Here is a 12,392-nt window from a genome sequence, read left to right as displayed (position 1 = left end):
ATTTTTCTCCTTTATTCGACTAATAGTGCTTCTATTGGCTTTAATTTTGACGCTTTATATGCGGGATAAATGCCAAACAAAGTTCCCGTAACTACTGCAAATGCAAACGCCATTACTTTTCCTTCAATGGTATCTACAACTGCGACATTGGTCATAGTAAGAATTGGAAATACGAATTGACTTACGATAACTCCTGCTAATCCACCAATACAACTAATAATTGCTGATTCAAGTATAAACTGTTGCAATATCTCATTGTTTTGACTTCCTAATGCCTTGAGTATCCCTATTTCCCTCGTTCTTTCTCTTACTGATAGAAACAAAACATTCATGATTCCGATTCCACCAACAATAAAGACAATCATACCTACAGAAATAAGTAACACGTTCATTGTTTTAGCTGATGATAGCGCTGCTTCAATTCTACTTCCTGCATCATCAATCATATAAAACGTTGCATCATCTAACATATAATTCAATGTACTCATGATTTCTTTTTTTGTTTTTCCTATATTGTCAATGCTATCCGAGAGACCAATTATTCTCGGAATACCAGAATCACCAATAATTTTTTTGCCTGTTTCATAAGGAAGAAATATGGAACTGTCAGGATTGAGTCCTTGAATACCATCTCCTTTACCTTTTAAAACACCTTTAATTTTATATAGATTATTACCAATCTTTATATTTTCTCCTATCGCAGCTTCACTTACACCATAGTATTTTTGTGCAAGTTTACCTCCAATAACAACTACATTCTTCCCACTTAATTGATCTTCTTCATTTAGTTCTTCGCCAAACTCTATTTCTAAATTTGATACTTTATCATAATTTTCACTGACTGCATTTATTTCTACATACTCATTTTTATTAGCTATTGTCACCTCTTTATAACTTGAGTTTAATAAGTAAATATCGACAATTGAAACACTCTCTGCTTTGATTTGGTTTACATGGTCCAAAGTTAATTTTTCAAGTTTATCTGCGTTTTCAGCATCAAATTTTTCATAGTTTAAATTCACATATACTGTTTCAGCACTTAGACCTGTAAATTGATCTAGTACTTGTTTCTCCCCACCTTTTCCAATCGCTATTACCATAATGATTGTCATAGTTCCAACAAAGATACCAAGAGAAGTAAGAAATACCTTGAACTTATTTTCTAGTAAATTAAGTACAACAATTCTACATGTTTCTAAGAAATTCATTTATTCACCAACAACCACGATATCACCATCTTTTAAGCCGTTGGTAATTTCACTCACTTTGCCATCAGAGAATCCAGTTTGTATTTCCCTTTCTTCTATTTTTTTATCTTCGCCTTGTACAAGTACAATCTGTTTGCCATCTTTGATTTGAATTGCTTTGTTAGAAAGTTTGATGACATCCTTTATTTCTTTAGTAATGAATGTAACAGTACATGACATACCAGATAATAGTTCTTTATCTGTTTGGTTCAATTCAACATATACTTCATAAACAATGACTCCATTTGCATTCTTACCCACTAAATCTCTTTTACTTAAAACTCCTATAAATTCTTCATCACCATAGGCATTAAATCTAAGCTTAACTTCTTGACCTTCCTCAAGTTTTAATATTGACTCTTGGTCTACTGACACTAGAACATATTTTCCTTCTGGTTTACCTATTGTTATTCCTATTTCTTGTGGATCAACCTTTTTATTTTCCTTATAACTTATATCAATGACTACACCTTCAACATCTGTAACTAAATAAGGATTATTTTTTAACTTTTGATATTTTTCTATTTCTATATTTATCTTATTCAAATCTCTTTCTGATGCTCCTAGCGTTGTATCAAAATTCGCATTATTTTTTGATTGAATCGCATCTTTTTCATCTTTTTGCCTTTTTTCTTCATTTATCTCTGCATTACGTGTATTTTGCAGATTTGTTAATTCTTTGCGAAGTGTAGTTTCTTTATTTTGAGCATCCACTAATTCTTTTTTCTTTTCTTCTAATTCTTTTTTTAATTCATCAACATTAGGTATATCCGTAGTTCCATTTCCTAAATCATTTTCGTTGTTTACTTCTATGCTACCTTCCTCTATTGGTGAAGGAGCTTGACTGATTAAATTTTCTAATTCCAAGATCCTTGCTTGAATTATTTGAATGCTTTGTACAATATTAGCTATATCATTTTCTAGTTGTGCCTTTTTTGATTCAAAAGTATTTTTCGAATTATTCACTCGATTATTCCATTCATTATTAGATGATGAATTTTGAATATCCTTGTTGTTTTTTGTTTGCGAGAATTCATCCTCAGCTTTTTTCTTTTCTTCACCTAATATTTTTAATTTCTCATCAATACTCTCAATCGATAATTTTACTAATTTAGTTTCTTTTTCAACCCAGTCTCCTACTTTTACATAGATTTCTTCTACAACTAGCTCATCTTCGTAGTTAAAATTGTCACCTTCCAGTTTTAAAGTCCCATTCCCATCAACACCGACCACGATATCTCCTGTTGTAACAGGATACTCTCGGTATAAGATATCTTCTTCTCTATCTTTTCCTTTTGCTAAGATTATTTGAGTAACTAAGAGCAAACTTACTAAGCAAGAAATTCCTACTACTATCCATTTATTTTTCTTCGATATTTTCATACATCTACCTCTATTTAACATTGTCATTGTAATCAACGATGGTTAAATTACGGTAAAGAAAAAGCTTATTTTAAATAAGCCTTCTTTTAAATATCATTTTAATCATTGTTCCTTCATTTATCTGTGATGTTATTTCTATTTTCCCTTGATGCTGTTCAATGATTTCCTTAACAAGTGTTAAACCTAATCCACTGCCTCCAATATCTCTCGATCTTGATTGATCGACGCGATAGAATGGCTCAAATATTAAACCCAGCTGATCTTTTTTTATTCCTATGCCATTGTCTTTAATTGTTACTTCTATGTTGTGTTCTGTGTTAGTAATTTCAATTTCTATCCATGGAGAGCATTCTTGCGAATACTTAATTGCATTCTCAATAATATTTGAAAAAACTCTATGTAACATTAATTCATTACCTTGTATAACCTCATCATTATTATCAAATTGAACAACAATTCCCTTTTGACTTATTCGTTGATCTAATTCTTCTAATGTATCCATAATAATTTTTTTCAACGATACGCTACTACTACATTCATACGAAGATGAGGATGCAACTAGCATGAGTGTATTCACTAAATCATTCATGCGATTTATTTGTCTTTTTGTAACTTCAAACAAATGTTTGTATTCCTCAACTGTTGGCGAATCATCTAATACTTCAAGGTTTGTCTTTATAACGGCAAGGGGTGTTTTCAATTCATGTGCTGCTGCTGTTGAAAATCTTTTCTGTGAACTGAAACTCAATTCTAATCGTTTTAACATTTTATTAAATGATTCTGTTAATTGTTCTACTTCTTTTGATGAAGTTGTAATCTCAAGTGATTCATTTATTGCATTCTCATCAATCTTTTCTATTTTATTTGTAAGTTTATTTAAGGGAGATAAAGTTTTACTGACAATAAAGTATGTACTTATTGTTCCAACTATACCCACTAACCCCATCGCAACAAAAGCAAGTGTATTATATTTTATTTGCCCCGTTGCCACTATAATGGGTAATGCATCCATCACTGTTTGTGAAGGGACAGTGAGTCGTGCTTGTTCTATCTCTTTTGTAGGTTCTAGAGGAATTGTTGGAATTACTTCTTGTACTGGTATGATTAGCAAGCGGTTAAGCGCCTCTAAAGATGCAAAAGTCAAAATAAAAACCATGCATAGAAACATAATCCCAATGCTTAAGGTTAATTTAACTTTTAAACTCATTTTACTTTTCATTTACTAACCTCTGAATATATATCCTGTTTTTGGGATATATTCTATCAAGTCTTCCTCAAATAAATTTCTCAATTTTTTTCTAAGAGTACTTACATGTACTTTCACCGTATCAAATGAATCAATAGAATCACTTTCCCAAATTTTATCAATTAATTCTTCTGTCGAAATCGGCCTTTTATTATTTATCAATAAATACTCAAGAATCTGATACTCTTTAGAAGTAAGTCTAATCATGTTATTATTCAAATCAGTTATGCATCTTCCAACCAAATCACATTTAAAATACTTTGTTTCGATTTGAGCATCATTTTGTATGAAATTTCGTCGCAATAACGAACGTATTCTGGCTAATAATTCCTGAAAACTAAATGGTTTAGTTAGATAATCATTGGCACCTTTATCTAGTCCCTCGATTCGTTGTTCTATCTCTGTTCTTGCTGATACAATTATTATTTTTACCTCTTTGCTATCTTTTCTTATTAATTCTAGTACTTCTAATCCATCTATATACGGTAAGTTAAGATCCAAGACAATCAAATCATACACAGTTGAATAATATAAATCTATTGCTTCTCTACCATCTCTTGCAATATCAACAAAATATCCTTGTTTCCTTATTCCTGCTGCTAGTGCATCTACTAAATCTCTTTCATCTTCAACTAGTAATATTTTCATACATTTACCTCAATCTTAAAATAATTCTACTTTTCTATGGTTAAATATAGGTAAAGTTTATCATATTCTTAATCTTTTACCTATTCACTGCAGAAATTCTTAATTCATCTTTGTTGAATCCATTATCACTTTTTCCTGAAGTATCAAATATAATAAAAAAAGATGTTGTATAAACATCTATTTTTTTAGGATTTTTAATCCATTAACGGGGGAAAGAAATCTATATCAAATTGGCATTATTTCCTATTTGATGTCTTTATTATAGATTGAGTGTGTGTAAACAATATGGTAGAAATGTGAAAGTTTTGTGTAATTTCTCTGTGACATAGTCACTGAATTAACCTATTGTATGCTATATAATTTGACTATAAACAAGGAGGTAATGACCTATGTCAGTAAACCATTTAACAAAAGAAAACTTTGAAACAGAAGTTTTAAATTCAAAAGAACCAGTATTAGTAGACTTCTTCGCAACTTGGTGTGGACCATGTAAGATGCTATCACCAGTTATCGAAGAAATAGCTAATGAGGCTCAAGGATACAAAGTTTTCAAGTTAGACGTTGATGAGCAAGAAGAACTTGCTGCAAAGTATGGTGTTATGACGATTCCAACTTTAATTGTATTTAAAAATGGACAACCAGTTCAAACATCAGTGGGCTTTAAGCCAAAAGCTGCAGTTCTTGATTTAGTTAAAAACGTATAGCAAAATAGACAACCAATTGGTTGTCTATTTTTTTACTATATTCTCAATTTGATTGAATTGATTTAATACTTCGAATTTATTTGCATTGGCTGGATAACGTACAATTATTTTTATTTTTCGTGAGTCATAACCAGATATTTTACCATCTTGCAATGTATCGATTGTAAAGCTAAGAGATTTTCTAAAATCGTAGAAATCTCCTCTATAATGATCACGATATAGCATAATTTCTACTTTATCTGGTGTATCAGATACATGTAAATAATAATCATAAGTATCATAAGCTTCAACGATAAGCTCATTTTGAAGTGTGTCATCCGCAACATAAGTTACATTTTCACTATATGAGAAATCATATACTACGTTCTCATTGAAACTAAGCTTGCCAATAATTTCCAAATCATCATCTAGATACAATTGAGATTCATCAGTTCCCATATAAACGATATCGAAACGACTAATATCATGTAGTGTTAATGGCATACCAATTCCTATACAAATTGCTGCAATAACTAAATTCATTGTAATGAAGAAACCACCTATTTTCTTATTAAACACTAATAACAATGCTAGTCTTATAATCACAGAGACAATTCCAATTGCACCTATAACAAGTAAGAATACTCCCCAAATCGAAACCCCTTGGAACAATAAGTAAACAATCAATCCTACCGCAATACCTAAACCAACAATTGCACACCACAATGGAATCATCAATAGAATACCAAAGAATCGAAGAATCCATACAAAGACTGCTACAATTGATTTACCAAAATAGTTATTTGAAGATCTTGTTTCTTTTACTGAAGTATCTCTTTGTGATTTTTCCTCACTTTTTTGTTCAGTTGCTTGTTTCGTTTTATATTCATAAGTAGAAGCATTACTTTTTTCTTTTGATTCCTCTTTTACTTCATCAGATGCAGTCTTTTTTTTTGTACTTTTTAAACTATCTAAGCCTTCACTTAAAGGACGTTTAAATAAATTTTCAGTATTGATTTCTTCACCATTGACACCAACTCTTATAAAACTGATGATAATAACAATCGACAACACTAGGAAAATCAAGGAAACAATAACTGAGATAAATCCACTGAATACATACGCTAAGCTATTAGGTAATAAGATGTGGATAAAGCTTCTAAATAAGCCTTCAATAATTGCAAATGGAATTCTTAGTAAAAGTAGAACAACTAATCCCACGCCAATTAAAACTAAAGTCTTTGATAAACCTTCAACAGTTAAATCCTTAAAAACAGTTGAGAAGAATCTTGATAAACTATCAATAATATCGTTTAACACTTCTCCAGCCTTGCCAGCTGCATCTTGATGTCTATTTGATTCCTTTTTACCTTTGATCTTATATGCATCATAAATTTCATCCACAAGTTCATTGATATCTCCAAAATCATTTACAGCTTCTTCTTCTGATTTACCCTCTTGTACCTTTTGATCGATTGTATCAGAGTACTCATCTAAAATATCTTTTACTTCCATGTCTGTTAGTAAATCTAACTTTTGTTTAAGTTTTTCTAAAAATTCTTGTTTTGTCATATTCTATACCTCTTTATTCTCTTCAATAAACTTGTTAATGCTGTTTGAAAATTCAATCCATTCTCTTTTTATTTCTTTCATTACATCCAAACCTCGTACAGTAATTCGATAGTACTTACGTGGTGGTCCTTCCGTTGATTCTTGTAAGTAAGTTTCAAAAATCGACTCATTTGTCATCCTCTTAAGAAGCGGATAAATTGTTCCTTCATTAACGTGAACAATATTACATACCTCTTTTACAAGCTCATAACCATATATATCTTTCTTCGCTACAACCATCATAACGACGAGTTCTAGTACTCCCTTTTTAAACTGGGTATTCATTTGATCACTTCCTTGAAATTACTTTATCACCACTACTATGCAATGTCAAGTACTGTTTAATGCCAATTATTAAGAATTTTATAGTAGTGAGAAAAAAAGACAGATATTTCTATCTATCCTTCATTGATTAAGTCTTTTAATTTTTTCTTGTTCGTAACCAAGATTCCCCCACGATTTAACTCTACAATGCCTTCTTTCTCAAAATATTTCAACATTCTACTAACCACTTCTCTTGCACTTCCTATATACTTCGCAATCGTTTCATGAGTAACTTCAATACAATCTGTTTTACTTCGATTCATCTCATCTAGTAAAAAGATAGCTAATCGCTTATCCATACTCATAAATAAAACCTGTTGCATTGCCCACATCACATCACTAAAGCGCTCCGTTGTTAGTTTATAAACATAATTCTCAAGATAAATGTTTTTATCCATTAATTTTGAAAATGCCTCCGTATTAATCAATATTCCTGTGACATTGGTTTCTGTATCAATAAAAACATCGAAACTAATAGAAGATAGAATACAAGATGCTGAAAGTATACAAACATCCCCTTTACTTAATCGATACAAAGTAATCTCTCTACCTTCTTCAGATAACATATAAATTCTCAAGTCACCCTCTTCAATGATTAAAACACCTAGGCAAGAATCTTGTTCGCCATGAATCGTTTGATGTGCTTTGTAGCCAACCTCTATTGAATTATTCAGTAAATATTCTTTTTCATGATTTGATAAATTTGTCCATGCGGGAATCGTATCTTCAATGATGTGCTGTAATTTTATTTGTTCCATATGCAATTCCTCTCAATTTAATTTCATTATAAACATTTATAGTGAATATTACATCTAAAGCGATTAAAAAGAATCCTTATAATTAGGATCCTTGTTTTTGTGAATAAAATTCTTTTTTTCCTTTATACATTGTACTGTCTGCTGATTTTTTGGTATTTTCCCAATCTTCTTTCTTATTCCCCATGCAAATTGCATATCCTGCTGAGAAAGTAGGATGATCTACCAATTTTGATGCATCTTCACTAAACGCTTTCTCTAATAAACATATCAAATCTTCACACTTCTTCTTTGTTGCATTTTCCACTAAAATAATAAACTCGTCTCCTCCAGTACGATAAGGAATAGATTGATTATCTATAACTCTTACGACTGAACTTGCAAATGTTTTTAAATATAAATCACCTGTTTCGTGACCAAGAGTATCATTGATTGGTTTTAATCCATTTAAATCAATCATGATTATCCCAGTATTTTGAGCCATTTTTTGTGCTATTCTGTTTTGACTATCTACTTCGTAAGCATTTCTACTCTTTAATTCAGTTAAGTAATCTGTATTACTCAAATCTTTATGTCTTGGATTGGATATTCTTCTAAAATACGCGATTGAGAAAATAGCACTAATAATGCAAGATATTGCAATAATAAATGGTGTTACTTTTCTTATTTCTGTATATGCTTTGTATTGGGAATTGGCTGGAAATTCAATTCCAATTACACCAACAATTTTATCCTCAGATCCATGAATTGGATAGTAAGCAACAAATACATTACCCCATTCTGTAACCAAAATATTGGTAGGCATTACGACTTCCCCATGAAGAGCTTTCAATAAATCCGCTTGAAAACTATCTTCAATCAAATCTCCAGGGTAGCGAAAATCATCAGAATTCATAGGTAATCCATCAATAACATAAATCAATTCACCTTGATCATTTAACTTAGCAGTATATAAATATTGAGCATTGGTCAAAATGCGAATATCAGAAAACAATTCCTTTGTATTCACATAAGATTCTTTATATATATATCACTCCTCGTGTTAATTGTTTCAAAGGTTGATAAATCAAAACTTTCTGATTCAACATAATTAACAATTGAAATCACTCTTTCTTCAAGTGAGTGAATCATATCATTATAAGCTAAACTATAGACAATTTTATTCAGTACTACACATGAAAAAATAACAATAAAAGAAGTCAAAAGTACCACTTGTACGTCAACACGTCTTAAATAAAATTTTGACTTATTTCCCATTATTTACCTTCTATTCTATTCTTAATGCCATTATTTTATAATAATTTCAAATTATCTTCAATAATGTATATTTTTTTCAATATCATAACTGCTAAACTCTAATAAATTCCCTTCAGGATCTCTTAAATAAATAGAATACATCTCTCCTACCACACCATGTCGACAAACAATACCTTCCTCGACAACTATCCCTTGTTTTTCTATGAATTCTTTAAACTCCATTAAATCACCACTTATTTCGAAGCAGAGATCCCCACTACCCACTTGTACATTTAATGCATGTGGTTGTAACTCGTTACCCAAATAATGTACATTAATTTTAAAATCACCCGCAAACATTTCTGCTCTATGAATTTCTTTTTTAATAATAAAACCAAGTTTTTCATAGAAATCTAAAAATCGATTACAATCACTTGTAGTTAAAACCAAGTGATCTATCTTTTTAATAAATGATTTTTTCATTATTGCACCTCTCTAATAAAAGCTCATTAATTGCGTTCATGTACTATCCTTTTTCAAAGACACGCTTCCATATTGTTTCCCATCATAAAATCAATACCCAATTTTTACATATCTATTAGGATATTTAGAATTTTTTTCACAATTCTTTGTAAGAAAATATTCGACTCTTTTACAAATAACAGCAAAAGTAACTTTTTGTACAAATCTATATTCAATTAATTTATTAAACCGCTCTAATCACATGTTTTAGGTTTCCTGCATAAACCTCTATCAGTCTTTATACTTATATTTTAGCATGATTAATAGAGTATCATTAGACAATATTGTATTTTCTTGCAATTTTTGATGCTTGTTGACGATTTTTTACATTTAATTTTTCAAATATATTACTTGTATGAAATTTAACTGTACGAAGAGAAATATTTAAATAATCACCAATTTCTGCATTTGTTCTCTCAGCACACAGTAATCGCAAAACATCTGTTTCTGTTGCAGTAAGGGATACTAATTTATGCAATTTCGGTTTCAAATAATCTGGATAGTATAGTCCAACTTCTTTACTCATTTGCATAAGCTTTATTATTACATCAGTTTCAGCATTTTCACATGCATAGTCACGCAGTAAAATATAAACCTTACTTCCTTCATTCGCAATTATTCGATAAAACTTATATTTCTTACATAAGTCAATTGCTTTTCGAATATAGTAATATGTTTGATCATAATCTTTTTGATCGTAATATGACATTGCCAAGATTGTATATAATTCACATAACTCAGCACTACGATTTAAAATCGTTAAAACTTGCAGCAATCTCTCTGCAAGATCAACTAACAATAAATGTTTACCATTTAATAGATAAACACGAAGTTTTATAAAATATTGAAATCGATCCAAATTACTGTATTCACTATTCTCATCTGGTGCTTTATATTTCATCCATTCATCAACAACGGAGTAATCACAATTAAGCATTGCTGTCCACGCAATAATTGCATCCAAATTAGGGATCAAGTAGTCAGCATGCAAATCTATTAATTTTTGTTTGATTGTATCAATCATACCAAAAACCGAATCCAATTGACCTGTCATTACTAGAATTGAATATCTCAAATATAAAGCAACAAACAAAATATCTGCATCCTTTTTTCTTTCAATAATTGGTATATTATTCGCAAGCAATAACAATGATTTCGATATTTTATTTTCTTGATACAAAGCTTCCGCAAGTGCTACATTTAGAATAATCATTCCTTTTTCAGAATAAAGTTTTTCTGCTATTTCATTTAGTGGTTTTCTTGCATTAACCAAATAGGAAACATAACGATAGTTATCTCTAGCACCATTTAATAAACTTGGACGATTTAAAGTGATGGTTGGTTTAAATTTAAAATCTTTCCCATCCCCAATCACCTCTAATAATAATTTGAATTTATGGAAAGGATTCATGATGGAGCGATGTGATAATTCAATATCAATGCATCGTAAATAGTTTTCTATCTCATTGTACTCAATTGAATTTGAGCGATACCTTAGTTGCATCTCTTTTAAGATATGCATGTACTTATCTGCTTGTTCAAAATCATCTGATAATTCAGCTAAAATACCACATGCAGAGCATATGGTAGGTGATTTTCTAATTATATCTATTGGTAATTTTCTAAGTATATTTCGGTGATTCCAAATTTTGTATCGTCCTTGGTCATTCATTATATCAAGCTCAAGCATTGGTATTAATTCATCAAACTTTTTTTCTTTAAACAATACACTAATTTTATTATTGGTATTGTTTTGTTTTTTAGTAACTCTCTCCCTAAACAAAACTTACACCTCCATTATTATGTTTTCAATAGACCCACTCTCCAATTATATCGAATCAAGTAATTTTTACTACTGTACCAAAGTACAGTAATCATTCGTACACGAAAGACTGAAAAATCTCTATTTTTAATTCAACACAAACATTTTCAAAACACAATTCTATTGCATATAAATTATACAATTCTAGTATAGAGAGACAAGTAGTTACTTTTATGACCTTTACTTACTAAGTACAATTTCATGCGTATTTTCATCTTAACATCTCATAAAACAATATTTAATAGACTATATTATATCTATAAAAAAACAAACGGTAATCTACATTACCGTTTAATTATATTAATAATTCCATCTTCATTGAGTTCTAAAATTCCCTCGTCGATTAAACTATAAATTTCTTTTGATAATGCAGGCCTACTAACTCCTAAGTATTCAGCCAATTCATATCTCTTTAAGTAAACAATATCCTTTATTTTAATAACTTCAAGGATTTTCTCTCGCAAACTATTTTTCATAAGCACTTGAAGTTTTCTTGAAAGAATATAAGCTTTCTCCGCAAGAAATTGATTCATACGCTCAGTTAAAACTTTTTCACTTAAGAAAACATCTTTTGGTATTTGTATGACTTTTACTTTTGTTGTTGCGATTGAGTAATATGGATAATCCAAATTCATAAATAAATACACTTCCCCAAAGCAATCATTCTTTTCATTCACGATAGTCAATATATTTCTTTTTCCATCAATTGAATCATCACAAATATATACGCTTCCTTCTAATAAAATAAACAAATAAGTTGGTTTACTTCCTTTTGAAAAGATAATCTCATGCTTGTCAAATTCTCTAACGATGGATTTGGATAGTATTCGATTAAAATCTTCATTCAATAAATCATCAAAGATTTTACCCATTTTAATCACTCCTTACTACTATAGTAATTAATATATGCATTTT

General features: G+C 30.1%; 13 protein-coding genes. 1 reads left to right on the top strand and 12 read right to left on the bottom strand.

Annotated elements, in window-relative coordinates:
- Window positions 1–11: 11 nt before the first annotated feature.
- The 4 genes from B5D14_RS04395 to B5D14_RS04380 form a co-directional block, all read right to left on the bottom strand.
- The gene (locus B5D14_RS04395) at window positions 12–1,208 is read right to left on the bottom strand and encodes an ABC transporter permease (protein WP_078711380.1); all 1,197 of its coding nucleotides are present in this window, start codon (window positions 1,206–1,208) and stop codon (window positions 12–14) included.
- The gene (locus tag B5D14_RS04390) at window positions 1,209–2,630 is read right to left on the bottom strand and encodes a permuted SH3 domain-containing protein (protein ID WP_078711379.1); all 1,422 of its coding nucleotides are present in this window, start codon (window positions 2,628–2,630) and stop codon (window positions 1,209–1,211) included. It lies immediately after the preceding gene.
- A 70-nt stretch (window positions 2,631–2,700) separates the two neighbouring features.
- On the bottom strand, window positions 2,701–3,849 hold the full coding sequence (locus B5D14_RS04385; protein WP_078711378.1) for a sensor histidine kinase: 1,149 nt from the start codon (window positions 3,847–3,849) through the stop codon (window positions 2,701–2,703).
- 3 nt (window positions 3,850–3,852) lie between these two features.
- The gene (locus B5D14_RS04380; RefSeq protein WP_078711377.1) at window positions 3,853–4,524 is read right to left on the bottom strand and encodes a response regulator transcription factor; all 672 of its coding nucleotides are present in this window, start codon (window positions 4,522–4,524) and stop codon (window positions 3,853–3,855) included.
- A 389-nt stretch (window positions 4,525–4,913) separates the two neighbouring features.
- On the opposite strand from B5D14_RS04380, the gene trxA reads away from it, so the two are divergent.
- The gene (gene trxA / locus B5D14_RS04375; RefSeq protein WP_078711376.1) at window positions 4,914–5,228 is read left to right on the top strand and encodes a thioredoxin; all 315 of its coding nucleotides are present in this window, start codon (window positions 4,914–4,916) and stop codon (window positions 5,226–5,228) included.
- Between the two features lie 24 nt (window positions 5,229–5,252).
- On the opposite strand, the gene B5D14_RS04370 is transcribed toward trxA, so the two are convergent.
- From B5D14_RS04370 to B5D14_RS04335, 8 genes are all read right to left on the bottom strand, one after another.
- Entirely contained in the window at window positions 5,253–6,779 is a 1,527-nt protein-coding gene (locus tag B5D14_RS04370; protein ID WP_078711375.1) for an HAAS signaling domain-containing protein, read from the bottom strand.
- Between the two features lie 3 nt (window positions 6,780–6,782).
- Window positions 6,783–7,103, bottom strand: coding sequence for a PadR family transcriptional regulator (locus B5D14_RS04365; protein WP_078711374.1), 321 nt, complete (start codon window positions 7,101–7,103; stop codon window positions 6,783–6,785).
- Window positions 7,104–7,216: 113 nt separating this feature from the next.
- A complete protein-coding gene (locus B5D14_RS04360) occupies window positions 7,217–7,900 on the bottom strand; it encodes a Crp/Fnr family transcriptional regulator (RefSeq protein ID WP_078711373.1) in 684 nt (227 codons plus the stop codon).
- 82 nt (window positions 7,901–7,982) lie between these two features.
- Complete coding sequence (locus B5D14_RS04355) at window positions 7,983–8,906, bottom strand: GGDEF domain-containing protein (protein ID WP_078711372.1); 924 nt, start codon at window positions 8,904–8,906, stop codon at window positions 7,983–7,985.
- Window positions 8,903–9,154: a hypothetical protein gene (locus tag B5D14_RS04350; protein ID WP_078711371.1), complete on the bottom strand. Its 252-nt coding sequence runs from the start codon at window positions 9,152–9,154 to the stop codon at window positions 8,903–8,905. Before B5D14_RS04350 ends, B5D14_RS04355 begins: the two co-directional genes overlap by 4 nt.
- A 57-nt stretch (window positions 9,155–9,211) precedes the next feature.
- Complete coding sequence (locus tag B5D14_RS04345) at window positions 9,212–9,616, bottom strand: VOC family protein (RefSeq protein WP_078711370.1); 405 nt, start codon at window positions 9,614–9,616, stop codon at window positions 9,212–9,214.
- A gap of 313 nt (window positions 9,617–9,929) precedes the next feature.
- The gene (locus B5D14_RS04340; RefSeq protein WP_078711369.1) at window positions 9,930–11,438 is read right to left on the bottom strand and encodes a response regulator transcription factor; all 1,509 of its coding nucleotides are present in this window, start codon (window positions 11,436–11,438) and stop codon (window positions 9,930–9,932) included.
- 323 nt (window positions 11,439–11,761) lie between these two features.
- Window positions 11,762–12,349 (bottom strand): Crp/Fnr family transcriptional regulator, encoded by a 588-nt coding sequence (locus B5D14_RS04335; protein WP_078711368.1) that lies wholly within the window; start codon window positions 12,347–12,349, stop codon window positions 11,762–11,764.
- Window positions 12,350–12,392: the final 43 nt, after the last annotated feature.

The sequence above is a fragment of the Anaerorhabdus furcosa genome (genome assembly GCF_900167375.1).
Lineage (GTDB): Bacteria > Bacillota_I > Bacilli_A > Erysipelotrichales > Erysipelotrichaceae > Anaerorhabdus > Anaerorhabdus furcosa.
Note: the sequence above shows the minus strand (reverse complement) of the source record. Positions and strands in the feature narration are given on the sequence as shown.

What these genes read in the sequence shown, in the direction of transcription:
- B5D14_RS04380 (WP_078711377.1), bottom strand. Translation starts at nt 4,524, where the DNA reads ATGAAAATATTACTAGTTGAAGATGAAAGAGATTTAGTAGATGCACTA.
- B5D14_RS04390 (WP_078711379.1), bottom strand. Translation starts at nt 2,630, where the DNA reads ATGAAAATATCGAAGAAAAATAAATGGATAGTAGTAGGAATTTCTTGC.
- B5D14_RS04385 (WP_078711378.1), bottom strand. Translation starts at nt 3,849, where the DNA reads ATGAAAAGTAAAATGAGTTTAAAAGTTAAATTAACCTTAAGCATTGGG.
- B5D14_RS04365 (WP_078711374.1), bottom strand. Translation starts at nt 7,103, where the DNA reads ATGAATACCCAGTTTAAAAAGGGAGTACTAGAACTCGTCGTTATGATG.
- B5D14_RS04370 (WP_078711375.1), bottom strand. Translation starts at nt 6,779, where the DNA reads ATGACAAAACAAGAATTTTTAGAAAAACTTAAACAAAAGTTAGATTTA.
- B5D14_RS04335 (WP_078711368.1), bottom strand. Translation starts at nt 12,349, where the DNA reads ATGGGTAAAATCTTTGATGATTTATTGAATGAAGATTTTAATCGAATA.
- trxA (WP_078711376.1), top strand. Translation starts at nt 4,914, where the DNA reads ATGTCAGTAAACCATTTAACAAAAGAAAACTTTGAAACAGAAGTTTTA.
- B5D14_RS04345 (WP_078711370.1), bottom strand. Translation starts at nt 9,616, where the DNA reads ATGAAAAAATCATTTATTAAAAAGATAGATCACTTGGTTTTAACTACA.
- B5D14_RS04360 (WP_078711373.1), bottom strand. Translation starts at nt 7,900, where the DNA reads ATGGAACAAATAAAATTACAGCACATCATTGAAGATACGATTCCCGCA.
- B5D14_RS04395 (WP_078711380.1), bottom strand. Translation starts at nt 1,208, where the DNA reads ATGAATTTCTTAGAAACATGTAGAATTGTTGTACTTAATTTACTAGAA.
- B5D14_RS04350 (WP_078711371.1), bottom strand. Translation starts at nt 9,154, where the DNA reads ATGGGAAATAAGTCAAAATTTTATTTAAGACGTGTTGACGTACAAGTG.